This window comes from Anoxybacillus sp. ST4 (genome assembly GCF_019448545.1).
GTDB classification, from domain to species: domain Bacteria; phylum Bacillota; class Bacilli; order Bacillales; family Anoxybacillaceae; genus Anoxybacillus; species Anoxybacillus pushchinoensis.
The window spans coordinates 85,031-111,387 of record NZ_JAHZOE010000001.1 but is presented as its reverse complement, the minus strand read 5'-3'; the positions used below and the strand labels follow the sequence as shown (position 1 = coordinate 111,387).

The 26,357-nt window shown below is 44.0% G+C and carries 31 protein-coding genes and 1 riboswitch; of the genes, 29 read left to right on the top strand and 2 right to left on the bottom strand.

Going from position 1 to position 26,357, the window contains the following annotated elements; translation table 11 throughout:
* The first annotated feature begins 9 nt into the window (after window positions 1-9).
* Window positions 10-474, top strand: a complete 465-nt coding sequence (gene ribH / locus K1I44_RS00655) for a 6,7-dimethyl-8-ribityllumazine synthase (RefSeq protein WP_003394393.1) — start codon at window positions 10-12, stop codon at window positions 472-474.
* Window positions 475-588: 114 nt separating this feature from the next.
* Window positions 589-933: a GNAT family N-acetyltransferase gene (locus tag K1I44_RS00650; RefSeq protein ID WP_003394395.1), complete on the top strand. Its 345-nt coding sequence runs from the start codon at window positions 589-591 to the stop codon at window positions 931-933.
* A gap of 6 nt (window positions 934-939) precedes the next feature.
* Here K1I44_RS00650 and K1I44_RS00645 read toward each other — a convergent pair whose 3' ends face one another.
* Window positions 940-1,446 carry a DUF309 domain-containing protein gene (locus K1I44_RS00645; protein ID WP_219984967.1) on the bottom strand — a complete coding sequence of 169 codons (507 nt, stop codon included), beginning with the start codon at window positions 1,444-1,446 and terminating at the stop codon, window positions 940-942.
* A gap of 70 nt (window positions 1,447-1,516) precedes the next feature.
* On the opposite strand from K1I44_RS00645, the gene K1I44_RS00640 reads away from it, so the two are divergent.
* The 27 genes from K1I44_RS00640 (at window position 1,517) to K1I44_RS00510 (ending at window position 24,591) form a co-directional block, all read left to right on the top strand.
* Entirely contained in the window at window positions 1,517-2,248 is a 732-nt protein-coding gene (locus K1I44_RS00640) for a segregation/condensation protein A (RefSeq protein ID WP_219984966.1), read from the top strand.
* Between the two features lies 1 nt (window position 2,249).
* Window positions 2,250-2,837, top strand: a complete 588-nt coding sequence (scpB, locus tag K1I44_RS00635; RefSeq protein WP_219984965.1) for an SMC-Scp complex subunit ScpB — start codon at window positions 2,250-2,252, stop codon at window positions 2,835-2,837.
* A gap of 135 nt (window positions 2,838-2,972) precedes the next feature.
* A complete protein-coding gene (locus K1I44_RS00630; protein ID WP_003394404.1) occupies window positions 2,973-3,392 on the top strand; it encodes a hypothetical protein in 420 nt (139 codons plus the stop codon).
* A gap of 13 nt (window positions 3,393-3,405) precedes the next feature.
* Window positions 3,406-3,894, top strand: a complete 489-nt coding sequence (locus K1I44_RS00625; RefSeq protein ID WP_219984964.1) for a YpuI family protein — start codon at window positions 3,406-3,408, stop codon at window positions 3,892-3,894.
* A gap of 60 nt (window positions 3,895-3,954) precedes the next feature.
* A complete protein-coding gene (locus K1I44_RS00620) occupies window positions 3,955-4,731 on the top strand; it encodes a superoxide dismutase (RefSeq protein ID WP_003394410.1) in 777 nt (258 codons plus the stop codon).
* Between the two features lie 69 nt (window positions 4,732-4,800).
* Window positions 4,801-5,913, top strand: coding sequence for a D-alanyl-D-alanine carboxypeptidase family protein (locus K1I44_RS00615; RefSeq protein ID WP_003394412.1), 1,113 nt, complete (start codon window positions 4,801-4,803; stop codon window positions 5,911-5,913).
* Window positions 5,906-6,499: a nucleoside recognition domain-containing protein gene (locus K1I44_RS00610; protein ID WP_219984963.1), complete on the top strand. Its 594-nt coding sequence runs from the start codon at window positions 5,906-5,908 to the stop codon at window positions 6,497-6,499. Before K1I44_RS00615 ends, K1I44_RS00610 begins: the two co-directional genes overlap by 8 nt.
* Window positions 6,499-7,032 carry a spore maturation protein gene (locus K1I44_RS00605; RefSeq protein WP_003394416.1) on the top strand — a complete coding sequence of 178 codons (534 nt, stop codon included), beginning with the start codon at window positions 6,499-6,501 and terminating at the stop codon, window positions 7,030-7,032. Before K1I44_RS00610 ends, K1I44_RS00605 begins: the two co-directional genes overlap by 1 nt.
* 80 nt (window positions 7,033-7,112) lie before the next feature.
* Window positions 7,113-7,850, top strand: a complete 738-nt coding sequence (gene rluB, locus K1I44_RS00600; protein WP_003394417.1) for a 23S rRNA pseudouridine(2605) synthase RluB — start codon at window positions 7,113-7,115, stop codon at window positions 7,848-7,850.
* A 93-nt stretch (window positions 7,851-7,943) separates the two neighbouring features.
* Window positions 7,944-8,465: a thiol-disulfide oxidoreductase ResA gene (resA, locus tag K1I44_RS00595; RefSeq protein WP_003394419.1), complete on the top strand. Its 522-nt coding sequence runs from the start codon at window positions 7,944-7,946 to the stop codon at window positions 8,463-8,465.
* Window positions 8,466-8,477: 12 nt separating this feature from the next.
* Window positions 8,478-10,094, top strand: a complete 1,617-nt coding sequence (gene resB / locus K1I44_RS00590; protein WP_219984962.1) for a cytochrome c biogenesis protein ResB — start codon at window positions 8,478-8,480, stop codon at window positions 10,092-10,094.
* Between the two features lie 12 nt (window positions 10,095-10,106).
* Entirely contained in the window at window positions 10,107-11,282 is a 1,176-nt protein-coding gene (gene ccsB, locus K1I44_RS00585; RefSeq protein WP_219984961.1) for a c-type cytochrome biogenesis protein CcsB, read from the top strand.
* Window positions 11,283-11,370: 88 nt separating this feature from the next.
* Complete coding sequence (locus K1I44_RS00580; RefSeq protein WP_003394425.1) at window positions 11,371-12,087, top strand: response regulator transcription factor; 717 nt, start codon at window positions 11,371-11,373, stop codon at window positions 12,085-12,087.
* Window positions 12,084-13,847: an ATP-binding protein gene (locus tag K1I44_RS00575; RefSeq protein ID WP_304511202.1), complete on the top strand. Its 1,764-nt coding sequence runs from the start codon at window positions 12,084-12,086 to the stop codon at window positions 13,845-13,847. The genes K1I44_RS00580 and K1I44_RS00575 overlap by 4 nt, the downstream gene beginning before the upstream one ends.
* Window positions 13,848-13,914: 67 nt before the next feature.
* Window positions 13,915-14,106, top strand: a riboswitch (cobalamin riboswitch).
* 119 nt (window positions 14,107-14,225) lie between these two features.
* Window positions 14,226-15,182 carry an ABC transporter substrate-binding protein gene (locus K1I44_RS00570; RefSeq protein WP_219984960.1) on the top strand — a complete coding sequence of 319 codons (957 nt, stop codon included), beginning with the start codon at window positions 14,226-14,228 and terminating at the stop codon, window positions 15,180-15,182.
* The gene (locus tag K1I44_RS00565) at window positions 15,148-16,170 is read left to right on the top strand and encodes a FecCD family ABC transporter permease (protein WP_219984959.1); all 1,023 of its coding nucleotides are present in this window, start codon (window positions 15,148-15,150) and stop codon (window positions 16,168-16,170) included. The genes K1I44_RS00570 and K1I44_RS00565 overlap by 35 nt, the downstream gene beginning before the upstream one ends.
* Window positions 16,171-16,175: 5 nt before the next feature.
* Window positions 16,176-17,627 (top strand): adenosylcobinamide amidohydrolase, encoded by a 1,452-nt coding sequence (locus K1I44_RS00560; protein WP_219985118.1) that lies wholly within the window; start codon window positions 16,176-16,178, stop codon window positions 17,625-17,627.
* The gene (gene cbiB / locus K1I44_RS00555) at window positions 17,624-18,556 is read left to right on the top strand and encodes an adenosylcobinamide-phosphate synthase CbiB (protein ID WP_003394433.1); all 933 of its coding nucleotides are present in this window, start codon (window positions 17,624-17,626) and stop codon (window positions 18,554-18,556) included. Before K1I44_RS00560 ends, cbiB begins: the two co-directional genes overlap by 4 nt.
* Window positions 18,531-19,586, top strand: coding sequence for a threonine-phosphate decarboxylase CobD (gene cobD, locus K1I44_RS00550; RefSeq protein WP_219984958.1), 1,056 nt, complete (start codon window positions 18,531-18,533; stop codon window positions 19,584-19,586). Before cbiB ends, cobD begins: the two co-directional genes overlap by 26 nt.
* Window positions 19,583-20,140: a bifunctional adenosylcobinamide kinase/adenosylcobinamide-phosphate guanylyltransferase gene (locus K1I44_RS00545; RefSeq protein WP_003394435.1), complete on the top strand. Its 558-nt coding sequence runs from the start codon at window positions 19,583-19,585 to the stop codon at window positions 20,138-20,140. Before cobD ends, K1I44_RS00545 begins: the two co-directional genes overlap by 4 nt.
* Entirely contained in the window at window positions 20,113-20,862 is a 750-nt protein-coding gene (locus tag K1I44_RS00540; RefSeq protein WP_219984957.1) for an adenosylcobinamide-GDP ribazoletransferase, read from the top strand. The genes K1I44_RS00545 and K1I44_RS00540 overlap by 28 nt, the downstream gene beginning before the upstream one ends.
* On the top strand, window positions 20,820-21,416 hold the full coding sequence (locus tag K1I44_RS00535; RefSeq protein WP_219984956.1) for a histidine phosphatase family protein: 597 nt from the start codon (window positions 20,820-20,822) through the stop codon (window positions 21,414-21,416). The genes K1I44_RS00540 and K1I44_RS00535 overlap by 43 nt, the downstream gene beginning before the upstream one ends.
* Window positions 21,368-21,796 carry a bifunctional adenosylcobinamide kinase/adenosylcobinamide-phosphate guanylyltransferase gene (locus K1I44_RS00530; protein WP_091700471.1) on the top strand — a complete coding sequence of 143 codons (429 nt, stop codon included), beginning with the start codon at window positions 21,368-21,370 and terminating at the stop codon, window positions 21,794-21,796. The genes K1I44_RS00535 and K1I44_RS00530 overlap by 49 nt, the downstream gene beginning before the upstream one ends.
* 11 nt (window positions 21,797-21,807) lie before the next feature.
* Complete coding sequence (locus tag K1I44_RS00525) at window positions 21,808-22,389, top strand: cob(I)yrinic acid a,c-diamide adenosyltransferase (RefSeq protein WP_219984955.1); 582 nt, start codon at window positions 21,808-21,810, stop codon at window positions 22,387-22,389.
* Between the two features lie 2 nt (window positions 22,390-22,391).
* Complete coding sequence (locus K1I44_RS00520) at window positions 22,392-22,862, top strand: ECF transporter S component (protein WP_091700534.1); 471 nt, start codon at window positions 22,392-22,394, stop codon at window positions 22,860-22,862.
* The gene (locus K1I44_RS00515) at window positions 22,855-23,556 is read left to right on the top strand and encodes a hypothetical protein (protein ID WP_003394442.1); all 702 of its coding nucleotides are present in this window, start codon (window positions 22,855-22,857) and stop codon (window positions 23,554-23,556) included. Before K1I44_RS00520 ends, K1I44_RS00515 begins: the two co-directional genes overlap by 8 nt.
* 222 nt (window positions 23,557-23,778) lie before the next feature.
* On the top strand, window positions 23,779-24,591 hold the full coding sequence (locus K1I44_RS00510) for a histidinol-phosphatase (RefSeq protein WP_003394443.1): 813 nt from the start codon (window positions 23,779-23,781) through the stop codon (window positions 24,589-24,591).
* Between the two features lie 28 nt (window positions 24,592-24,619).
* Here K1I44_RS00510 and serA read toward each other — a convergent pair whose 3' ends face one another.
* Complete coding sequence (gene serA, locus K1I44_RS00505) at window positions 24,620-26,194, bottom strand: phosphoglycerate dehydrogenase (protein WP_219984954.1); 1,575 nt, start codon at window positions 26,192-26,194, stop codon at window positions 24,620-24,622.
* Window positions 26,195-26,357: the final 163 nt, after the last annotated feature.

Here is a 26,357-nt window from a genome sequence, read left to right as displayed (position 1 = left end):
GAGAATGGCATGAACGTATATGAAGGAAATTTAGTTGGAACAGGGTTGAAAGTCGGAATCGTCGTTGCGAGATTTAATGAGTTTATTACAAGCAAGCTGCTCGGTGGTGCGCTCGATGGCTTGAAACGTCACGGGGTAACGGAACATGATATCGACGTCGCTTGGGTGCCAGGAGCGTTTGAAATTCCGCTTGTAGCGAAAAAAATGGCAGAGTCGAAAAAATATGATGCAGTGATTACACTTGGTGCAGTTATTCGCGGGGCAACGAGCCATTACGATTACGTATGTAATGAAGTGGCGAAAGGAACGTCCCATGCTGCCCTTTCTTCAGGCGTACCGGTCATTTTTGGGGTGCTGACGACAGATACGATTGAACAGGCAATTGAACGGGCTGGGACGAAAGCAGGAAATAAAGGATGGGAGGCAGCATTAAGCGCCATCGAAATGGCGAATGTGATGCGTACATTTTCTTAAGTAAGTAAATAGCCAATATATGCTCGCGATAAAAAAGGTTTAAAAAAGCGACAAGACCGTTTATAATAGCAATAGCGAGTAAACAATAAGTCTTGTCGATAATGAGGGATTCATATGCTAGTTCGCTATCGAAAAAACTATGAGAAAATTGCCATGGGTCTTTTGTCGTTTATGCCAAACGAAAAAGACTTAAAGCAGCTTCAACAAACGATGAAAAATTATGAGACAAACGACGATTGGCAGCTGTTTCTATGGAAAGAAGGAGAAGATTTTATCGGCATTATCGGTGCGATTGTGCGCGAACATGCGGTTGAAGTGCAACATATTAGCGTTAATCCGTCCCATCGCCATCAAGGAATTGGGAAGCAAATGGTGAAAGCGTTAAAAGAATTGTATCCAAATCAGACGTTATGTGCCAATGACATGACCGCTCCATTTTTGGATAAATGTGAACAATGACAGGGATCAACGTCCCTGTCTTTTTTGTTTTTGCCGTTCTCGCTCAGCGATGACGTCGCTTCGGTCGCGCAACATATGTTTATGGATGATATATTCGTTTGACATGTCGCTTTTTTCTCCCCATATTAGCCCTTTTTGTTCGCATTGTCGTTGGCATATATGTAAGAGCGAACGATCGACAATAGGTAAACAAGCACTTTCATACGTCTCCCTATTATCCATTCGTCTTATATATGTATGAATGAGAGCTAGCAGTTGCTCAGCATGAATGCCTAGCGATTCGTACGCCAGCTTTTCTTTTTCACATGCGTTTACCGCTTTCGTTAACATTCGTCTTGCTCCGGCGATATTTCCTCGGCGATAATGGTACATTCCGACAGCGAGCTGAATAAGCCCGATCCATACTTGTTCATTCGTTCGTTTCCAATGTTCTTCTAACACTTCATGGCATTCAAAATAATCGCGCGTCGCGTGAAAGTGAAGCAAATAGTCGATATATGCCTTCGGATACAATATAATGCCCCCTTTTTTTCGTATGCTTATCTGTATTATACTATTAGTTATGAATAAAGGTGGGATTGATGTGCACTATCATGTGAAACTAGACCAATTTGAAGGGCCGCTTGATTTATTGCTCCATTTAATTCATCGGTATGAAATTGATATTTATGATATTCCTGTTGCACAAATTACGGAGCAGTATATGGCTTATATTCATGCGATGAAAGAATTGCAGCTCGATGTAGCGAGCGAGTATTTAGTGATGGCAGCAACACTCATTGAAATGAAAAGCAAAATGTTGTTACCGAAACATGAGGATACACTGGAAGACGACATATTTATTCCAGAAGAAGATCCGCGTGAACAATTAATGCAACAGTTAATTGAGTATAAAAAGTTTAAAGAAGCGGCGAAACAGTTGCGCGGGCGAGAAGAAGAGCGCGCGCTTTTATTTACGAAGCCGCCAAGCGATTTAACCGCTTATGCGAAAAACGGTGCGCCGCTTGCTCTCGATGTCGATGTATACGATATGCTTGGGGCGCTGGCGAAGTTGTTGCGGCGCAAAAAGTTACAAAAGCCGCTTCATACGAAAGTAGCACGTCAAGAAATTCCGATCGGACAGCGGATGGAAGAGATTTTACACATATTGAAAAGTGGAGAGCGAATGAACTTTTACGATTTATTTCCGTATGACGATCGCGAGCAAATTGTCGTGACGTTTTTGGCGTTGCTTGAACTGATGAAACGAAACGAAATCATTGTCGAGCAAGAAAACAATTTTGCTGATTTATACATTCGACGAAAAGGTGATTGAGATGAATGAATTCGCAGTAATTGAGGCGTTATTGTTCGCGGCAGGTGAAGAAGGATTGACGTATAAGCAATTAGCTGATGTACTCGATGTAGAGGAAGAGCGAGTATATGAGCTTATTCAACGAGCAAAAGATATGTATGATGCGGATGAGCGCGGGATTATGATCGTGGAAATGGCAGGAACGCTTCAGCTTGCAACGAAAAAACAATGTGCGCCGTATTTACAAAAGCTTGTCGAGTCACCAACGACATCATCGTTGTCGCAAGCTGCGCTTGAAACGTTAGCGATCATCGCGTACCGTCAACCGATTACGCGCGCAGAAATTGAGCACATTCGCGGCGTCAAAAGCGACAAGCCGCTTCAAACACTGTTAGGAAAAGCGTTAATTAGAGAAGTAGGTCGCGCAGAAGGAACAGGTCGTCCAATTTTATACGGGACAACGAAAGAGTTTTTAGATTACTTTGGCTTAAAAACATTAGACGAACTTCCACCTCTCCCAGAATGGGACGAGCAAGAGGAAGAACGCGAAGCTGACCTATTTTTCGAACGTCTTAACGAACAACTGCAAGAAGCAGGCGAACAGCGGTGACTGAACTTGAAAAAACAGGTATCTTTGTGTGCCTGTTTTTTCTTTTTTATAGGAATGATAAAATTTTTCGCATGATTCATAATTTATGGTAAAATAAATGTAGCTTCGTTGTTGAAAAAAAGGGGTGTATTGTTTGTGAAAATTATTTCTTGTCATGGCTATGAACTGCAAAAAGCACAGCCGAATACGTCGGAAGATTTTTTTAACCGTTCGGAAGTGACGTTTGTTGACGACGATGGAACAGAGCGAACGTTGCATGTGCTATATGTTCGTTATTTTGATGAACGTTTTTTTGAATGGACGCCTTATGAACAAGATCCTGTATTTCAAGCAAGCGGGAAAGATGTATATTTTAAAGATATTGTCGCGCTCGTCTGTTTGCTCGTCGATCCATCACTTCGGACGCGAAAACGTGTATATGTAAGTGAGGAAGAAGAGCTTCGTCGCTATTTTTCAACGATCGACTTCGCCAAACTGCCGGAAGTTTTTGAGTCGCTTGCGAAGCAACAAGCGTACGATGTGAAATCACCGCTTTTATTTATTGCGCAACCGTAAAGGGAGGATGCATATGGGTAACACTATTGTTTTGAATCAAACGAAGCAAGTCGAGCAATTGTTGAGTCGCATTGTCAAGCAAATTACTCGTTATTTAAACGAAACGACGATTGAACAAATGCAGGTGGAATGTGCGGGCGATCGTCATTATTATGAAGGGGTGCTTTCGGATTTACGCCGTTTAGCCGTATATGGTGAAGAGGGGATTGACGCATGTCGCATCGTCCTTCAAGAAGAGCCGTTTCGAAAAGCTGCCGCGGAACAAGCGTTATACAAAATTTATCATTCATGTGTGGCAGAATTTTTTACGCCAAAACGCGATTTATGGTATGAAGATAGCCGTTCTGCATACACGGGGAGACATTCAATTAAATTGCGGCAACGTGCCCCTCAATCGTTGCAACAATTACTTCATTCCATCGAAGCCGACTTTCAAACGATGCGTGAAGAGCTTGAATTTTATGAAACAGACTACCGAACAAAAATGATTCAATCACAATAAAGAAGCTGCGAGTGTCAGCTTCTTTTTTATTGCATATGATGCCGAAGGAGGTGTGTTTGTATGCGACAATATATTTATAACGTGCAAGCCTGGCTTGAACGTGTAAAGCCATTTGTAAATGAAGAGGCGGTTGAGCAATTAAAGGTGGAACTCGAACGGGGAGATGTCGCGCGCATTCATGAGCAAGTAACAAACATATATGAACAATTACAGCGCAAGCGCGTACCCATTGGGGGACATACGCTACCTAGGTTACCGTATGCGTACAACGCATTAGAGCCGTATATTGCTGAAGAGATTATGCGTTTGCATCACGAAAAACATCATCAAAGTTATGTTGACGGTTTAAATCGTGCGGAGAAAATGATGCAACAGGCGCGCGAAAAAAATGACTATGCGTTATTAAAACATTGGGAACGGGAAGCTGCGTTTCATGGTTCAGGACATTATTTGCACACAATTTTTTGGAACAATATGAAACCTCGGGGTGGCGGACGCCCGACAGGGGAACTACTTCAACAAATCGAACGTGATTTTGGGAGCTTTGAAGCGTTTCAACGACATTTTACAGAAGCGGCAAAACAAGTAGAAGGAAGCGGATGGGTGCTCCTCGTTTGGTCGCCGTTTGCAGGGCGATTAGAAATTTTACAAACCGAAAAACATCAACATGGGACACAATGGACGACTGTTCCGCTTCTCGTATTAGATGTATGGGAACATGCATATTATTTGCAATATAAAAACGATCGCGCGACGTACGTCCAACAATGGTGGAATGTTGTCAACTGGGATGATGTCCAACGGCGATTGGCAAGAGCGAAAGACCGCGTCATGTAGCGGTCTTTTTGTCATACATCATTGACTGGCGCATACACTTGTACAAAACGGACAAAGGGATGAGAGTGTATGCGACGGCAATGGTTCATATGGATGATCGTGCTTTGTTTTTTTTGTTCGCTTTTTCCGAATGAAGCAAAAGCGATGTCGGTTAGTGCGAAAAGCGCGATTTTAATGGAACAAACGACAGGACGAGTGCTATTTGAAAAAGATGCCCATACGAAACGACGCATTGCGAGCATTACAAAAATTATGACAGCCATTTTAGCAATCGAATCGGGAAAATGGGAAGAGCTTGTGACGGTAAGTGAACGGGCAGTTCGCACAGAAGGGTCCTCTATTTATTTGAAACAAGGGGAGAAAATTGCGCTCAAACATTTAGTATATGGGCTTATGCTTCGTTCTGGAAATGATGCAGCGGTGGCGATCGCTGAGCACGTGGGTGGCAGCGTTGAAGGGTTCGTCTTTTTAATGAACGAAAAAGCAGCGGAAATCGGGATGACAAATACACAATTTGCGAATCCGCACGGGTTAGATGATGCCGAAAACCATTATTCCACTGCGTATGATATGGCGCTACTTATGCGATATGCAATGCAAAATGAACAATTTCGCGAAGTGTCGGGAACGAAATTGTATCGTGCCCCAAATCCGACGGAAGATTGGGATCGGGTTTGGCGTAACAAAAATAAGCTATTGACGCATTTATATGAATATTGCACAGGTGGAAAAACAGGCTATACGAAGCGGGCGAAGCGCACATTAGTGACAACTGCTTCAAAAGATGGTCTTGAACTGATTGCAGTCACCATTAACGCAGGGGATGATTGGAACGATCATATTGCTATGTATGAGCACGGATTTGCGAACTATGAACTTGTGACGATTAAAGCAACTACGATCGTTCAAGATATAAAAGATCCTTTCTATGGTGATCATCTATTCGTTGTGCGTGATTTTATATATCCGATTACAAAAAAAGAGGGGCAGTTGCTTCGTTTAGAGCGAAAATTGCTTCGTCCACAAGAGCGCTGGAAAGAGACAGGCGTGCCGTCTGTCGTTGGAAGGGCTGAGCTATACATCGGAAACGAAAAAGTTGACGACACCCCTATTTTTTATAAGCAGGAAAAGAAAAAGCGTTCTTTTTTTGATTGGCTGTTAGGGGTGGACAGCGATGGTTAATCTCATTTGGGTTGCGCTTTTAATCATTGGGCTCGTATTCGCTACGATAAACGGCACGATCAAAGATGTGAATGAGGCGATGTTTCAAGGGGCGAAAGAAGCGGTGACAATTAGCATTGGGCTTATTAGCGTGCTCGTTTTTTGGCTCGGTTTAATGAAAATTGCCGAACAGTCTGGGCTACTTTCGTTTTTTGCCCGTTTGTTTCGACCAATTGCCAAAAAAATTTTTCCGGAAGTGCCGCCTGACCACACTGCGCTCGGGTATATATTATCGAACATGATCGCAAATATGTTTGGGCTCGGCAATGCTGCGACTCCCCTTGGCATTAAAGCGATGGAGCAATTGAAGCAATTAAACGGTCGAACAGACGAACCGAGCCGTTCGATGATCACGTTTGTCGCTTTAAATACGGCAAGCATTACACTTATTCCGGCAACGGTCATATCGATTCGAATGACATATCAATCCGCTTCTCCCGGGGAAATTATCGGCACAACGTTTGTTGCCTCGCTTATTGCGACTATATCAGCCATTATGATCGACCGTGCATTTTACATACGGAGGCGTAAAAAAGGAGGGTTGTGATGCACGTTATTCAATTTTTGTCGTTTTGGCTTATTCCAACGTTAATTGCGTGCATTTTGTTGCACGGAACGTACAAGCGTGTACCGACGTATGAAGCGTTTGTTGAAGGGGGAAAGGAAGGGATTCAAATCGCCTTTTCTCTCATTCCGTATTTAGTCGGTATGCTCGTTGCTGTTTCTGTTTTTCGCGCTTCCGGTGCGCTTGAATTTTTCATGTCGTACATGAAACCGCTCATCGCGCCTATTGGTTTGCCGCCTGAAGTCGTACCGCTTGCGCTCATTCGTCCGATCTCAGGCACCGCTTCGCTCGGAATCGTTACTGATTTAATCGCGACGTATGGTCCAGACTCATTTATCGGGCGATTAGCCTCTACGATTCAAGGAAGTACAGAAACGACGTTATACGTGCTCACCGTTTACTTCGGTGCTGTCGGCATACGCAAAATGGGCGATGCATTAAAAGTCGGCCTGCTTGCGGACTTTGTTAGCTTTATTGTATCATTTGTTGTTGTATTATGGATGTTTGGAAAGTGAAGCGGTCCATTGCGATCGCTTTTTCTTATTTTTGAACTCCTGTACCGAATATGGTAAAACTATATAGTGAGGTGAATGAAATGGAACGATTACAGAAAGTAATTGCTCATGCTGGCATCGCATCGCGAAGAAAAGCAGAGCAATTGATCGTCGAAGGAAAAGTGAAAGTAAATGGAAAAGTTGTGACGGAACTTGGGGTGAAAGTTAGTCCACAAGATCGCATTGAAGTGGATGGCATTCCGCTCGAACGCGAAGAGCCGGTATATTATTTGTTATACAAGCCGCGCGGTGTAATTTGTAGCGTAAAGGATGAAAAGGGAAGAAAAGTAGTGACCGACTTTTTCAAACATGTAAACAAGCGCATTTATCCGATCGGACGGTTAGATTACGATACGTCTGGATTGTTGCTGCTGACAAACGATGGGGAGTTTGCTAATTTATTAATGCACCCGCGCTATGAAATTGAAAAAGTGTACATTGCAAAAGTAAAAGGCATCCCAGCACGTGAAAAAGTGAAACAGCTTGAAAAAGGTGTTGCGCTAGAAGATGGGGTAACAGCGCCAGCGAAAGCGAAAGTATTGTCAATTGACAAACGGAAACAGACGGCGATCGTTGAACTTCGCATTCATGAAGGGAGAAATCGTCAAGTGCGCCGCATGTTCGAAGCGATCGGACATCCTGTTTTAAAGTTAAAGCGGGAACGTTATGCGTTTTTAGACTTGAAAGGGATGAATCCGGGAGATTATCGAGAACTGTCGCCGCATGAAGTGAAGCAATTGCGTGCGCTTGCATTAGCTGGTTCGCCGTACGTATCATAATTTTGTCACATTTTGTTCAAATAATTTTCATTATTTATATAGTGGTAACTTGTATAATGAGGTTGATGAAAACGGTTTATAGGAGAGTTGGCGATGAAAGAAAAGCGATTTTGGCTTCGAACAGTCATTTTAGCCATCATGCTCGCGGCTATTGGTTATACGATTTATTCGAACGTTTTTGTCGAGAAAAGAGCAATTCAAGTAGGCGATTCGGCGCCAGACTTCGTACTTACCGACTTAAACGGCAACAAAATTCAACTATCCGATTATCGTGGAAAAGGTGTATTTTTAAACTTTTGGGGAACGTGGTGCAAACCGTGTGAAAAAGAAATGCCGTATATCAATAGCCAATACAATGTATACAAAAATGAAGGAGTAGAAGTGATTGCGGTTAACGTAGGGGAAGCGAAAGTAACAGTACAAACGTTCGTTGATCGCTTTCAGCTGACGTTTCCAGTCGTCATCGATCAGCAAGATCAAGTCATGAATGCATACAACATCGGTCCGTTGCCAGCGACATTTTTAATTGACAAAGAAGGCAAAATTGTAGATATCATTACAGGGACGATGACGGAAGAGGATGTAAAAAAATATATGGAACGAATTAAGCCGTAAGGGGTTTTCGACATGGAACAAGTAAAATGTGAATGCGGGCACGTGAATCCGATTGGTACAGTTCTTTGCGAAGCATGTGGTAAGCCGTTAGAAGAAGTGCCAATGTTATTGGACATGCGTTATGAAGGAAGCGCTCGCCGTTCGCAAACGTACAACCAAACGATTGTTGATAAAATATGGAACTTCTTTTCGTCTGTTAAAGTTGGGGTTTGGCTTATCGTTATTACGTTAGTCGCTTCGGCCATCGGCACAATTTATCCGCAACAAATGTACATTCCGCCAACAGTGTCGCCAGCTGAATATTATGAGGAGCAGTACGGTTGGCTCGGGAAATGGTATTACGCGCTAGGATTTCACGATTTATATAGCTCATGGTGGTATATGTTGCTTATAGCGCTCATTGGTGTATCGCTCGTCATTTGTAGTTTAGACCGTGTTGTACCGCTATATCGGGCGTTAAACAATCAGCGGGTGACGAGAAATGAACAATTTTTACAACGCCAACGTCTATTTAGCCGTTCACAAGTGAAAGACTACGAAAATGCTTTACCTCGCGTGGTCGATCGGTTAACGAAACGGGGCTATCGTATTCGTGAAGAGGATGGAAATATTTTGGCCGAAAAAGGCCGCTTCTCCCGTTGGGGACCGTACGTCAACCATATTGGGCTTATCGTTTTTTTAATTGGCGCGATGCTTCGCTTCGTTCCAGGAATGTATGTCGACGAAAACATGTGGATTCGTGAAGGTGAAATAAAAGAAATTCCGGGAACGAATGGGAAATATTTTTTAGAAAACAAAACATTTATTTTTGAAGTATACGAGAAAGAAAAGGAAAAAGAGGCGTTTCAAGCTGCCATTGACCGTGTCGGTAGCGGAATGATGGCGAAAAACTATCAAACAGATGTGGTGCTATATGAGCGTGTTGGCCCGGTTGTTGCCGGTGAAGAGCCGAAGTTAAAAAAAATAAAAAGCTTTTCCATTCGTGTCAACGAGCCGCTCAAACACGACCACTATGCATTGTACCAAGTGGACTTTAAACTGAATGAGCTAAAAAGTATGTCGTTCCATTTGACAGATAAACAAACGGCCAAGTCTTTTGGGACGATTACAGTTGATTTAATCCAACCGGAGAAAGAATATGATCTTGGCAACGGTTATAAAGTACAACTATTAAGCTACTTTCCAGATTTTTATTTTGATGAAAATGGAAATCCGAATACGCGCTCGAAAGTGCCAAACAACCCGGCGTTTGTATTTAAAATGTTTGCCCCAGATCGTCCGAAAGGGGAAGTCAGTTTTACTGCTATTCGTCAAACGATCGAACCGTTCGGTGATAACAAGTATAAAATGGCGTTTGCTGGTGCTGACACACGACATGTATCGGCGTTAACCGTCCGTCGTGATTTTACGCTCTGGATTTTAGGTATCGGGGGCACCATTTTTATGATTGGCCTTATACAAGGAATGTATTGGAACCACCGGCGTGTATGGATTCAGCGGATCAACGAAGATGTGCTTATTGCAGCACATACGAACAAAAACTGGTTTGGATTAAAAAAGGAGCTTGAAAGAATATTTAACGATACACCGTTTGTCATGCCAATCGATCAATTGGACAAGCGGTCATAAGGGGGGAACATCGTGGTTCAGCTAAGCAGCACGTTACTGTACGTTGCATTTGTTCTTTATTTAGTCGCAACATTCTTCTTTGGGGGCGCGATTCGTCCTAAAAAGAGAGAAGGAGTAGACCGTTGGGCAACGCTCGGAATTTTTGTAACGATCGTTGGGTTTCTCGCTCAGCTTGGTTATTTCATCACGCGCTGGATCGCAGCCGGACATGCACCTGTCAGCAACTTATTCGAATTTACGACGTTTTTTGGCATGATGCTTGTTGGCGCGTTTATTGTCATTTATTTTATTTATAAAACGAGTTTACTCGGCTTATTTACTTTGCCAATCGCCATTTTAGTGATCGCGTATGCAAGCATGTTTCCAAGGGAAATCTCTCCGCTCATCCCAGCTTTACAAAGCGATTGGTTGCATATTCATGTCATAACCGCAGCAGTTGGCGAGGCCATTTTAGCTATTAGCTTTGCAGCGGGGCTCATTTATTTAATTCGAGTAGTCGATCAGTCGAAAGCGAGCAAACGTACGTTTTGGCTAGAGTTTGTGTTATTTTTCTTAATTAGCACGCTCGGTTTTGTTATCGTAACTACATCGTTTCGTGTGGCTGGTTATGAAGCTACGTTTGAATGGATTGACAAAAATGGACAGCAAAGTGAAATGGTGTACCACATGCCAGCGCTTGTCGGCCCGCATGAAGGGGTGTTAAAAACGGAAGGACGGATGGAACCGTTCGTTCATATGCCTGCAATTATTAATGCTCGCAAATTAAATACAGTGATTTGGTCATTGTTTGCAGGTGGTGTATTATATGGATTGCTTCGCCTTTTCTTACGCAAACGTATTGCAGCCGCATTGCAGCCGCTTGTGAAAAACGTAAATTTGGACTTAGTTGATGAAATTAGTTATCGTTCTGTGGCGATCGGCTTCCCTGTATTCACGCTTGGTGCGCTTATTTTTGCGATGATTTGGGCACAAATTGCATGGACGCGCTTTTGGGGTTGGGATCCGAAAGAAGTATGGGCGCTCATCACATGGTTGTTTTATGCAGCGTTTCTACATTTACGATTGTCAAAAGGTTGGCATGGCGAGCGGTCCGCATGGCTTGCGGTCATTGGATTTGCGATCATTATGTTTAACTTAATAGCGGTAAACTTAGTGATTGCAGGCCTACACTCTTATGCTGCGTCTTAACGCCTTCATAAAGAAGGCGTTTTTTTTATGAGGAGTAGAAAAAAGTATGGCAGTTTTGTACAATAGTGAACGAGGAGGGAATGACATCATGGAGAAGGAAATTAAAATTTTAGTTGTCGATGACGAAGAGCGCATTCGTCGTTTGCTTCGTATGTATTTAGAACGTGAGCAATATATGATCGATGAAGCAGAAAACGGTGAAGAAGCGCTAGCATTAGCGCTTGACAATGATTATGACTTGATTTTGCTTGACCTTATGTTACCTGGAAAAGACGGTATTGAAGTGTGCAAACAGTTGCGTGAGAAAAAAGCGACACCCGTCATTATGTTAACAGCGAAGGGAGAGGAAGCTAATCGCGTGCAAGGATTTGAAGCAGGAACGGACGATTATATCGTTAAGCCGTTTAGCCCGCGTGAAGTGGTGCTCCGCGTGAAAGCGCTGCTTCGCCGTACAGCGAACTCTCCATATGTAACAACGGATACGACAGCACGAGATGTGCTCGTATTTCCTCATTTAACAATTGACCATGATGCGCATCGGGTGACAGCAGATGGGCATGAAGTTAGCTTAACTCCGAAAGAGTACGAGTTGCTTCATTTTTTAGCGAAGTCACCAGATAAAGTGTTTGATCGCGAGCAATTGTTAAAAGAAGTATGGCATTACGAATTTTTTGGTGATTTACGAACAGTTGATACGCATGTCAAACGGTTGCGCGAAAAGTTAAATAAAGTATCGCCAGCAGCAGCGAAAATGATCGTCACCGTTTGGGGCGTTGGGTACAAATTTGAGGTCGTGAATGAATGATGGCACTATGGCGTAGTGTAGTCGGCAAATTATGGCTGACAATTTTATTGCTTGTTGCTTTCGTCCTCTTTATTTTAACCATTTTGTTGCTAAGTTTTTTTGAAAAATATTATTTGGAAAAAACGGGAGAGCAACTCACTCAACAAGCAGTAAAAGTTGCCCGCGTCGTCGCCGAGCATGATGAGCAGTTTGCTCGCTCAATTGCATGGACGATGGTTGATGATGTATCCAAACTAATGATTATTATTGACGATCGTCATTATTGGTACTCACCAAATGAACAGCTCGTTGATTTGCCGCTTTCGTTTGTTCAACAAGATAAGCAGTTGTCGCGCGTATTTGATGGAAAGAAAGTAGTGAAACGGGCGATGATGCCAAACGAAACGATGCGAAATCGGGTTTATAACGAGTTGTTTATTGTTGGTGTGCCGCTTCGCACATCTGATGGAAACGGTGCTGTGTTCGTATATCAATCGCTAAAAGCTGTAGAAGAAACGACAAAACAAACGACGAAGTTTATTTTTCTTGCTGCATTTATTGCTATTGTGTTAACGACGGTATTTGCCTTTTTCTTATCGACAAGAATTACGGCACCGCTTAGAAAAATGAGACAAGTCGCGTTTGAAATGGCGCGCGGAAAATTCGATTCCAAAGTGCCGATCGTCACCCATGATGAAATTGGGGAACTGGCTATGGCGTTTAACCAGATGGGTCGGCAATTACAATTTCATATTAATGCGTTAAATCAAGAAAAAGAGCAACTAGCGAGCATTTTAAGTAGCATGGCAGACGGGGTGATTACACTTAATCGAAATGGCGAAGTGCTTGTTACGAATCCGCCTGCCGACCGCTTTTTGCAAGCTTGGTATTATGAACAAGGGAATCGTGAAGACTTGCTGCCGCTTCCTCCCCAAGTGAATGAACTGTTTACAAAGGCCATCATGGAGGAGAAAGAACAAGCAGCAGAAATTGCTTTACAAGGTCGCAATTGGGTCATTGTTATGACGCCGTTGTACAATGGCAAAGTGATTCGCGGGGCGGTTGCAGTGCTTCGAGATATGACAGAAGAACGCCGGCTCGATAAGTTGCGCAAAGATTTTATCGCCAACGTCTCGCATGAGTTGCGAACGCCAATCGCCATGTTGCAAGGGTATAGTGAAGCCATTGTCGACGACATCGCGGCGACAGATGAAGAAAAGAAAGAATTGGCAAAAGTCATTTATGATGAATCGTTGCGCATGGGTCGCCTCGTTAACGACTTGCTTGATTTAGCGCGTATGGAAGCAGGACATTTAACGCTTCATAAAGAGCGCGTGCCGCTTCGTTCATACACCGAGCGCATCATTCATAAGTTTCAAGCGTTAGCGAAAGAAAAAGGAGTTCGCTTGCTCGTGGACATAAATGAAGAATTTGTCGTGTTGCTTGACCCTGACCGTATCGAACAAGTGCTGACGAATTTAATTGATAATGCTCTTCGTCACACAGATGACGGTGGGGAAGTTCGTGTCATAGTCGATGGGGACGAAGAGGCGGTGCGCATTTCTGTTCGAGACTCAGGCTCTGGCATTGCTGAAGAAGATTTGCCGTTCGTGTTTGAGCGCTTTTACAAAGCGGATAAAGCACGTACACGCGGTCGCTCTGGCACAGGATTAGGTCTTGCGATTGCGAAAAACATCGTTGAGGCGCATAAAGGAACGATCGCCGTTCATAGTAAGCTCGGCGAAGGAACGATGTTTACATTTACACTTCCATTGAAATAGAAAATTTTTGTTGTCATAAGCGATGTTTTCGGCTATGATAGAAACGTAAAAATTGTTCGACAATTGTATACGTTCGTTGCAAAAAGGTGTCGAATGGGAAACCTAGTAGACTTAATAGGGAATCTGGTGCAAGTCCAGAACTGTCCCCGCAACTGTAAATGCTGACGAAATGAAGGACGCCACTGTACAATTCGTATGGGAAGGCTTCAAAGTAGGATGACGCATAAGTCAGTAGACCTGCCTTTTTGCATCGTCATTCGCGTCTTCGGGGAGTGAGACGTCGAAACGACAAAGGTGACGGTTGTCTTTTGTTGTTTCCAGCTCATTCCATTCGGGGTGAGCTTTTTATTTTTATATACATAAAGAGGGGGAAAAACGATGAAAAAGTGGAAACAGTATGTATGGCTTTTGGTGCTCGTGCTGACGCTCGGATTAGCGGCGTGCGCGAATAACGCAGAGCCGGCAAAAGAGACAAAGCAAGAGGAGAAAGTAGCGGAGGTCGCATTTCCTGTCACAGTAAAAGATGCGTTTGGTGACGTGACGATTGAAAAGGAGCCAGCGAAGATCGTTTCGCTTATCCCGAGCAATACAGAAATTGCGTATGCGTTAGGACTTGGTGACAAAATCGTTGGTGTAAGCGATTTTGATAACTATCCGGAAGATGTGAAAAATAAAGAAAAAATCGGCGACATGGAGTTTAATGTTGAAAAAATTATCGCACTTCAGCCGGACGTTGTGCTTGCACACGCGTCAAGTGCACATAACTCTGAAGAAGGATTAAAACAATTGAAAGATGCGGGCATTACAGTCATTGTTGTGCCAAATGCTACATCGTTGAATGACGTGTATGCTTCCATTGAACTAATCGGTAAAGCGACAGGGAAAACGAAAGAAGCATCGGACGTTGTGAAACAAATGAAGCAAAAAATCGATGCCATTGCTGAAAAAGCAAAAGAGGTGAAAGAAGAAGCAACCGTTTGGATCGAAGTCTCGCCTGCACCAGAAATTTATACAGCTGGAAAAGGAACATTTATGGATGAAATGTTAGCGATCATTCATGCGAAAAATGCGGCAGGTGATCAAGAAGGATGGCCGATGTTTACAGAAGAAGATGCAGTGGCGTTAAACCCGGATGTCATTATTACGACGTACGGTTATTACACGCCGAACGCAGTTGAGCAAGTGCTCGCTCGCCCAGCATGGAAAGACGTCCCTGCCATTAAAAATAAACGCGTATATGACGTCAATTCGGATTTAGTTTCTCGTCCAGGACCACGTTTAGCTGAAGGGGTCGAAGAAATTGCCAAAGCCGTTTATCCAGACATTTTTCAATAATTACATCGTTGCATCAATCATTGCGATAGCTGCCATATTGTTAGGGATATCGATTGGATCACAATCGATTCCCTTTTCTTCTATATGGGGGACATTGATTCATACACCGACAGTGCCTGCCACCGATTCGCAAATCATTGTTTCGATTCGTCTACCGAGGGTTGTGCTCGCTTTTCTCATCGGAGCAGCTTTAGCTATAGCGGGCGTTGCTTTTCAAGGACTATTGAAAAACGTTTTGGCTGACCCGTACACGATCGGTGTCTCATCTGGGGCAGCTGTCGGAGCGGTCATCGTTTTTTTCTTTCACCTTTATCTGCCGTTTCTTGGGCGTTTTACGTTGCCGATTGTTAGCGTTATTTTTGCACTCATCACATTGTTGTTCGTTTTGTTGTTCGCTCGTCTTGCCGAGCCAAATATGGCAATGGAGACGATTGTTTTAATTGGTATTATGATGAACGCTTTTTTCGGTTCGCTCATTTCGCTCATGGTTGCCCTAAGTGGAGAAGAGCTACGTCAAGTCATCGGCTGGCTTATGGGGAGCGTAGCGATGCGCGGTTGGTCGTACGTTTCCTTGTTTTTTCCGTTTTTCGTGATCGGTTCTATCGGTCTATTTGTTCACACTCGCGAGCTAAACGCATTTTCGTTTGGGGAACAAGCAGCTGCAAGCATTGGCGTGCATGTGTTACAGCGCAAACTATTTATTTTGTTGAGCGCATCGCTACTTACAGGAGCAGCTGTGGCAGTATCAGGAACGATCGGGTTTGTTGGTCTTGTCATCCCTCATATGACGCGTCTCATTTGTGGAGCTAATCATAAAAGATTATTGCCGCTTTCTTTTTTGTATGGGGGAACGTTTCTCGTATTAGCAGATTTAGTTGCGCGAACGATCGTTGCCCCGCGGGAGTTGCCGATTGGAGTCATCACATCATTTATTGGCGCACCATTGTTTGCAATATTGTTATTTAAAAGTTTAAGACGGAAGACGTGATCGATATGATAGATGTAAAGCACGTTTCGTATCAATATGGGGAAAAAAAAGTGTTGGAAGATGTTTCGTTTACCGTTTATGAAGGGGAGTTTTTCGGTATGTTAGGACCGAACGGAAGCGGGAAAACGACGCTAATGAAACTGATGAGCCGTGAACTTCCTTTGCAACAAGGGGATATGTTTGTTTACGGTCAACCGATTCAGACGTATAAACCGAGACAATATGCAAAGCTCGTTGCGACGTTACCTCAACATACAGATATTTCGTTTGGTTATACAGTAAAAGAAATGGCTGAACTCGGTCGTTATCCTTATCAGTCATCGCTTTTGCCGCGCTGGACAAACGAGGATGAACAAACTGTTACTGAAGCGATTCATTCCGTTACATTGACGCATAAACAACATGTACGGTTAGAACAATTAAGCGGAGGGGAACGGCAACGCGCTGCACTCGCACGGTCGTTAGCGCAACAACCACGCGTATTGCTTTTAGATGAACCGACGAACCATATGGATGTGGCGCAGCAGTTTAAGTTGCTCAATTTATTAAAACAATCAGGGCTTACCGTTGTAGCTATTTTTCATGATATAAATATTGCCTCGCTTTATTGCGACCGACTTCTTTTATTGAAAGATGGAAAAGCTGTTGCATGCGGAACGCCGCGGGAATTGTTGAGCGAATCAATGATTGAGTGCGTATTTGAAACAAAAATGAAACGTCACGAACACCCGGTTTTACCGAAGCCGCTCGTCACATTCGTTCCATTTTCTATGCCGCATATAGACGAGGGATTATGGCACGTCAAAGAACACGAAACGATGCTCGTCGTAGAGACAGCTAAGCCGTTTAAAGTGCTTTCATCTGCCCTTGTTGGCGGCGGTATACGTTGGGCGACGACGTTCGTCAATCGGCATGTTCCGCTTGATTATCGTTGTGACGATGCCGAGCAGGAGATGATTCAATTTTTGAGGCAACACGGTTTTGATGAGCAATGGACGGTCGGAATGATGACCGCTGTCGATGTGAAAGATGTGGCGTTTTCATTTGTTGATGAAGATATTCGGTTGTTTGTTGCGGTGACCGCTGGAGTTGGAAATGCGGTAGATAGTGCAAATGCTTGGCGGCGTACAGATGTAGTCGCTTCTCCAGGGACGATTAATACGTTCGTTTTTATCGATGGTCATTTATCAGAAGCTGCGTTCGTGCAAGCGCTAATGACTGCAACAGAAGCAAAAGCAAAAGCGTTGTATGATAAACAAGTCGTCGATCCGCAAACGAATACGATCGCGACAGGAACATCAACCGATTCTATTGCCATCGCCGCTTCTCAACAAGGAACATGTTATGCATACGCTGGAACGATTACACCGATCGGTAAACAGCTTGCACGTGCAGTATATGAAGCAACGCAAACAGCTATTGACCGCTATCGAAAGCGAAAGGGGGAAAGCCGATGACGCACGTATGGGCTGTGATCATGGCCCTTTTGCTTGATCGGCGATTTGCTGACCCTCATCGTTTTCATCCGGTATGTTGGATTGGATGGTGGATTGCTTATATTGATCGCCATTGGAATAAAGGAAGATGTCGCAAATGGAAGGGAGTAGGGGCATCATTTATCGTTTGCGCGTTGACGTTTATCGTTAGCTATGCAGTTATCGTTATTTCGTATCGACTGTCGACAATATTTGGTGTTTTCATGGAAGCGCTTATCATTTTTACTTCTATTGCCCCGACAAGCTTAGCAAAAGCGGCATATGATGTGCTCCGTCCATTAGAAAGGGGCGACATAAACGAAGCAAGAAAAAAAGTAGGAATGATCGTTGGACGCGACACCGAGGCGCTACAAGAAGAAGAAATTGTGCGAGCATGTGTTGAGACAGTTGCAGAAAATACGAGTGACGGAGTGACAGCACCATTGTTTTACGCGTTCATTGGCGGTGGAGCTTTCGCAATGTTGTATCGGGCGGTAAATACGTGCGATTCGATGCTCGGATATAAAAATGAACGGTATGCCCAATTTGGCTGGGCTTCAGCCCGTTTAGACGACGCGTTCAATTACGTTCCTGCGCGACTGACAGCGTGTGTGATGTTGCTTATTCATCGCGCAAACATACGCATGTGGAAACTATTATTTCGCGATGCTCGCAACCATCCAAGCCCAAATAGCGGATGGTGCGAGGCAGCGATGGCTGCCCTATTAGGTGTTCAACTCGGAGGGGTGAATACATACAACGGGGTCATATCCGTTCGTCCAACGATTGGCGATGCATCCGTTCCGTTGAAATGTGAGCATATTAAGCAAGCGGTGGCGATAATGAGACGTACAACAATAGCTTTTACGATCGGGGGGAGTTTGCTTGCAGTTGCCTGCACATGGGGCTAATCCGCGTCGTTTATACGAAGCGATGCACATGGATATGCCGAGTTCGTATATCGATTTTAGCGTAAATGTGAATCCGTTCCCGCTTCCAGACGAATATATGCCAACCGAACAACAATGGGTTCGCTGGATGAGCGTATACCCTGAAGAGCGAAGCGAAACGCTTCGAGCAATCATTGCCGAACGAGAACATGTAACGCGCTCCAACGTATTTGTCGGCAATGGTGCTGCAGAATGCATTTATTTGCTTGCTCAACAGTTTGCTAAAAAACATATCGGTATCATCGAGCCGACGTTTTCAGAATATGAGCGCGCATGCGAGACGTACGGTTGTACGATCCATTCGTTTTTGTTAGATGAACATGGACAACCGCCAATTGATCAAATCATTGAGTGCTTATCGTCTTTACACGCACTATTTCTTTGCCATCCGAACAACCCGACGGGGACGGTCTGGCCAAAAGAAACGATGTATGCTTTGTTGAAAGCCGCACACGATGAAAAAGTATTTGTCATTGTCGATGAAGCTTTTTACGATTTTTGGCTTGATGGCTATTCCGTTTCGTATGATTTGCCTATGTTTGACCACTTAATTGTATTGCGCTCGTTAACGAAAATGTATCGATTGCCAGGTGTACGGCTCGGTTATGTGCTCGCACATGAATATGTCATAAAAAAGATGATGGAAAAGCAGCCACCGTGGAGCGTCAATACGGTCGCGCAACAACTAGGCGAACGACTGTTGCGAGATGATGAGTTTGTGCGCCGAACAAAAGTGCATATCGCATCGGAAAGAGATCGGCTATTTACGCAATTTGCTAAACTTGGATACATTCATTCTCCGTCTGTTGTAAACTTTTACATATTGCAAGATGAGACGATGACGCTTTTTCCATTTCTTTTGCAACATGGCATTGTTGCGCGTCATACGTTGAACTTTCGCGGGCTTGCCGGGAAATATATTCGTCTCGCCGTTCGAACGAAAGAAGAAAATGACCGCTTACTTTCTTATTTAAGAAGGTGGAATACGTGATCGTATTTATTAGCGGTGGGGTGCGTAGCGGTAAATCTTCCTTTGCGGAACAATGTGCCAAAACGATCGCACAAGAAACATGCTCACTTCATTATATCGCGACAGCGATGCGTACCGATAAGGAAATGGAAGCGCGCATTGCCCATCATCAACACGAGCGGCAATACGATCGATGGCAAACGTGGGAACAACCGTATGATCTTGATGTGCTCCTTCCTATTTTTTCTGAGCGTCATGTCGTTTTGCTTGATTGTTTAACGAATTTATGGGCAAATGAGTTATTTCGCGATGACGAATGGAACGTACATGTAAAAGTGCCGCGCATCGCCCAGCAAATAAAACAATTAGGCGAAAAAGTGAAAGCGCTCATTGTTGTGAGCAACGAACTATTTTGCGATGGTGTGCCGCATGAGCGAGGGACGTATGCATATATGCACGGACTCGGTTTGCTTCATCAACACATTGCGGCATGGAGCGATGTGGCTATATTGATGAAATACGGTTTGCCGATCGTAAAGAAAGGAAGATGGCCATGTGGCGCGGAATCATATTAGCGGTACAGTTTTTAACTGTTCTCCCGCTACGAATGCAAGTGGACTGGAATGAACGAACAGGTCGCATAGCTGTGTTGTCGTTTCCGCTCGTCGGTGCAATGATTGGGGCACTTCTCGTTGCCCAACATGCGTTATTATTCGGTCACATTTCTTTGCTCGTTTTATCATTTTTACTATTATTTTCATCTATCTTTTTGTCAGGTGGATTGCATGCGGACGGCTGGATGGATTGTAGCGATGCATATTTTTCGTATCGCGATCAACAACGACGTCTCGAAATTATGAGCGATTCGCGCGTCGGAGCGTTTGCGGTGCTCTCGCTTTTCTTTTTGCTCGGCTTTCGTTTCATTTTTATGTTTGAAACGATCGCACATTTCTCGCTATTTTCTCTTTTTTGCCTTCCGCTCCTTTCGCGTCTCGGGATGACGTTGCTTTTATTGACTGCGCCGCTCGCGAAACAAACCGGAATGGCATCATCTTTTCGTCAACATGTTGACCGTCGCTTTGTGCCGTTTGTTGCTATGTATGGGGGTGTTTGCTTATTTTCGCGTGAGACGCTCGTTTTGTTTTTGGCGCTTATGTTGTTTTATGTGATAGCGAAAGCGTTTGTCGTAAAACAGTTTGGTGGAGTAACTGGCGATGTGTTAGGAGCGTTTATTGAAGGGAGCGAAACGTTTTTATGGTTCGTCATGTGGCTATTACATGCATTCGCCATTTTGTAACGAAGGAAAATGAGGAGAAACGATATATCGGATGGACGAATGTACCGATTGTGAAAAAGCCGAATGTGTCGCACTCGCTACACGCCGATGTCGTGATTACAAGCGACTTGCTTCGTTGTCGACAAACAGCTCATCTTCTTTTTCCTCATGCTTTAATCGAATGTTCGTATCGTTGGCGCGAATTGAATTTTGGCGATTTTGAAGGAAAAACGTACGCCGAGTTACAGACGGTCGAGTCATATTGGCGATGGATAGATGATCCCATTCACCATTCACCACCAAATGGCGAATCGTTTCGCCATTTTCAAGGGCGTATCGAACGAGCGATCGATGATCTCATTAGCCGCTCGGCTTCTCATATTGTCGTTGTGACGCATGGGGGAGTCATACGTTACTTATTGTCGCAGTACGCTCCTAAAACACGTCCGTTTTGGGAATGGCACGTTCCGTTTGATGAAGGAGTAACACTTTACAATACGAACGAGCGATGGAAGGAGAGAAAACGATGCATTTCGTTAGCGGCGGTGCGTTTCAAGGAAAGCGAAAATGGGTAAACGCATATTATTCACTCACGCATACCCCGCATATTTGGCATTGCGCATATGAACGACCACTTCCGCCTCCCCATGATGAAAAAACGGCGTCTGTTGTTGTGCTAGAAGGAATAGAACAATGGATTCGCGAAAGGTTTCTTCCTTACACAGATGAGCAAAAAAAAGCGATGATGTCGTATGTGCACGCATGGGAGCAATGGGAAAAAGAAGGGGAGCGGACGGTCGTTTGGATCGGATGCGATATCGGACAAGGGATCGTCCCGATTGAGGCACATGAACGAGCGTGGCGAGATGCGGTCGGTTGGTCGTATCAACAATTGGCGCGCATATGCAGCCGTGTTGATTACGTATGGTGTGGGATAAATGAACAAATAAAATAGGGGTGGTTCATATGAAATTGTACACAAAAACAGGAGATCAAGGGCAAACAAGTTTAGTTGGTGGGAGAGTCGATAAAAATCATGTGCGTGTCGAGGCGTATGGAACGATTGACGAAGCAAATTCGGTCATCGGTTGGGCGATGACATTATTACAAGATGAACAGTTTCGCGATATTTATCAAGAATTACAGCGCATTCAACATGAATTGTTTGATTGTGGCGGCGATTTAGCCATCGTTGGCGAGAAAATGCCATACAAAGTAAAGCCCGATATGGTCGCGTTTTTAGAGGAACGTATCGATGTATATATTCAGCAAGCACCGCCGCTTGAACGATTTATTTTACCAGGGGGGTCCCCGCAAGCTGCGGCGCTGCATATGGCGCGTACGGTGACGAGACGGGCGGAACGTTGCGTTGTCGCGCTTATGAAGCAAGAAAAAACGAACGACGTCGTTTTGCAATATATGAATCGTCTATCGGACTATTTATTCGCTGTTGCACGCGTCGTGAACGCCCGTTTACATGTAAAGGACGTAGAATATGAACGAAGCGCCATTGTGTTTCGTGACAAAGGGGAGAAGAAAGGGGAATGATGATGCGTCGACTTACTTTTCTTGTTATGTTTGTTAGTTTATCTGTTATCGGTTCGCTCATTAAAATCCCGTTTACGATCGGAAGCATCGCGTTAGATAGTGCGCCTGCCGTTGTTGCTGCATTTTTACTTGGCCCAACGGCAGCCGCGCTCGTAGCGTGTATTGGTCATATTGTATCTGCGCTATTTGGTGGATTTCCACTCGGACCTTTTCATTTGCTTATCGCGTGCGAAATGGCCGCCCTTCTATATATCGTCGGTTTGCTCATTAAGAAGGGTTGGCTCGTTCGCAGCTATATATGCTTTTTTGTAGGGAACGCATGTATCGCCCCTTTACCTTTCGTATGGATCATTAGCCCGGCGTTTGTATTGTCTATTTTTCCGTCGCTCGCATTCGCTACTGCAGTCAATTTAGCGATTGCTGTCGTTGTTTCAAAAGCGTTGCAACGTGTATGGGGGGAGCGGCATGCGTGACGTATTATGTGTGCCGCTTGACGAAAAGACGGAGCTTGTTTTTGCGGCGGATTGTTCCGGGGGAATCGGCTTAAAGCAACATGATGTTGTTCAAGTACCGTACGATGTTGTCGGTTATTATGGGGCTCGCGTAGCGCTCATGGAACTCATGAGTATCGGTGCGATCCCGAAAGCGTTCATCATGCAAAATTTTGTGTCTGACGATGTATGGGGCGCGCTCATTTCAGGAATTGAACAAGCGATGAGGGAGCTGCAATTGTCTCTACCGATCGTAGGAAGTAGTGAATCGAATATGCCGCTTATGCAATCGGCTGTTGGCTTTGTCGTTGCTGGAACGGTAACAATAGATCGTAAAAAAATAGGTGTAACGCCATATGATGCTTGTTGGGCGGTCGTCGGTGAGCCACTCGTTGGCGAAGACGTTATGAAAAGAAAAAATCGTGTGTTGCCGCTTTCGCTTTTTCGCGAACTTTTACAATTAGATGGTGTGTATGAAATCGTCCCAATCGGTTCAAAGGGGATCTACTATGAATGGAAACTCGTTTGCGGCGATCGTCCTATTCATTGTTCTTTACCGCTCCATGCGTCTGCTGGTCCAGCGACATGTGTATTAATCAGTTATGATCGAAAACAAGAGTCGTTGTTGCGGTCAATCGCTCAAACGCTTTTTTATCCAATTGTAAATAAATTGTAAACTATCGTTTCCCGTTGTTCTAACCGTTCATATTTTCGCATACAACATATATGGTTATCGTGAACGGGAGGGAATGTACGATGGAAGATATGTTGAAGCGTGTGCTTGTTGTTGTTGGTATGGCAGCTTGTATTCATTTATTGTTTCTCGTTGGTTTAAACAACTAGAAAAAGAGAGCAATGTGCTATATAATGTAGAACAATACGAGAGGGGGAGAGAATGATGTTAACAGATTACCATAATCATTTAGAGCGTGGGACGTTGACGCTCGATTATTTAAAGCAATTTACGGACGAAGCAGCGCGAAAAGGCATTGAGCATTTCGGCATCTCCGAGCATGCGTATCACTTTTATCAGACGAAAAACATTTTATCTAACCCGTGGATTGAGGAGCGCCGCTATTATGATATGGCTGATTATGTTCGGCTGTTTCACGAAGCGTGGGATGCGGGAATAGATGTAAAAATGTCGATTGAAATGGACTACACGCCGGGGAAGCATGACGAAATGGCGCAATTTATTCGCGCTTACGATTTTGATTATGTCATTGGTTCAATCCATTGGGTTGATGACTTCGGTATTGATTTAGCCGAGTTTCGAAAAGAATGGGATCGTCGTGACGTATACGATACATATCGAAAATATTTTGATCAAGTTGTTACGCTAGCCGAATCTAATTTATTTGACATTATAGGTCATTTAGATTTAGTGAAAATTTTTAAATATGTACCGGAAGATGAGGAGTTTTTGCTTGAACAATACGATCGTGCAACAACAGCTCTAGCAAACTGTAAAACGTGCGTGGAAATTAGTACGGCAGGATTGCGGAAACCTGTCGGGGAACTGTATCCTGATCCGCGCCTGTTGCAAATGTGTTACGACAAAGGTATTCCGATTGTCCTATCTTCTGATGCGCACGTTCCGCAAGATGTCGGCGCTGATTATGACAAAGCGGTTGCCCTTGCTAAAAAGGTCGGTTATACCGAAATTATGACATTTTCGAAAGGGGAACGGAAGGCCGTTCCGCTTGGATAAAAAAGGTTCAGCCTGATAGCTGAACCTTTTATACTTCCAATCTTTTTACAACATCAATATCTTCAATGCTCTCAAGCGTGTCAACGAGTGCATCATCAAGCGGTTTATCGAGCGAAAGCATCATAATCGCTTTCCCCCCTGCTTCTTGACGACCAACTTGCATCGTAGCGATGTTTACTTGGTGGTCGCCTAAAATATTTCCGACTTTTCCGATCATTCCTGGCTTGTCGTGATGTTGAATGTACAATAAATGTCCTTCTGGGGCAAAGTCGATCGCAAAACCGTTAAAATGGACGATACGATCTCCATAATGGGCGATATGCGTTCCTTTCATCGTAAACGTTTTGTTCTCACCATATACTGTCAATGCAATACTATTGTTATAGTCGTTTCCGTTTGCTGAAAATTTTTCGCTAAAAGCAATGCCTCGTTCTTTTGCAATCATCGCGGCGTTCACTTCATTGACCGTTGAAGCTACGCGCGGTTTTAAAAATCCGGCAAGTAAGCTGCGCGTAATAAATGTCGTTTCTAAATCAGCAACGGAGCCGGAATACGTAATAGCAATTTCTTGAACAGGTTCACTCATATATTGCGACGCAAGTATGCCCATTTTTCGGGCAAGTGTGTAAAACGCTTGAATTTTTTCATACACATCTTTTGAAAGCGTCGGTAAGTTAATAGATGACGTAACGGGTTTACCTTGTAAAAATTTTAATACTTCTTCAGCCACTTGTGTTGCTACGTTTACTTGCGCCTCCACAGTAGACGCTCCAAGGTGCGGAGTGACAATGACGTTATCGAACGAAAGAAGCGGATGATCCCCCGGTGGTTCTTGTTCAAATACATCGAGGGCAACCCCGGCCACATGTTTATTTTCTAAAAATGGGATGAGCGCCTGTTCATCAATGATTCCCCCGCGGGCGCAGTTAATTAAGTACACTCCTTTTTTTGTTTTTGCTAAATTTTTTGGGCCGAGAAGTCCTTTCGTTTCTTTTGTCAGCGGCGTATGTACAGTAATGATGTCCGCCTGTGCAAGCAGCTCATCGAGCGTACACACATCCACGCCAATTTTTTCTGCTCGTGCCTTCGTTAAAAATGGATCGTAGACGTGAACGTGCATACCAAACGCACGAGCCCGTTTCGCCACTTCTGAACCGATGCGCCCAAAGCCGATAATGCCTAAATGTTTTCCGAACAACTCGACACCGACGAAAGCGGAACGATTCCATTCGCGTGATTTCACGGAGATGTGCGCTTGTGGAATGCGACGCACTAACGAAGCCATCATCGCAAATGTATGTTCCGCTGTAGAAATTGTATTGCCGTTTGGAGCGTTAATAACGACGACGCCGTATCGTGTCGCTGCATCGACATCAATGTTGTCAACTCCGACTCCAGCACGCCCAACAATTTTTAAATTCGGCATTTTTTGAAGTAACTGTTCTGTTACTTTCGTTGCGCTACGAACGAGCAAGGCATCAAATTGGTGAAGTTCTTCTTCTACTTCGTTTACCTTTTTTTGCACTACTTCAATAGTTGGATCAGCAAGGAGAGGCGCGAGACCTTCTTCGCTCATTGCATCTGATACTAAAATGCGCACCACAAATATTCGCTCCTTTCAAATAACAAGTTTTTAAATTTCTGATAATTTAACATAACGATATACAAGTGTCAATAACTTTCGGAAAGGTCATACAAATGAAAGCGTTTTTATATATAAACGTTCGGAAAAAAGACAAAAAGCTGGCATATGGCCAGCTTAGAAA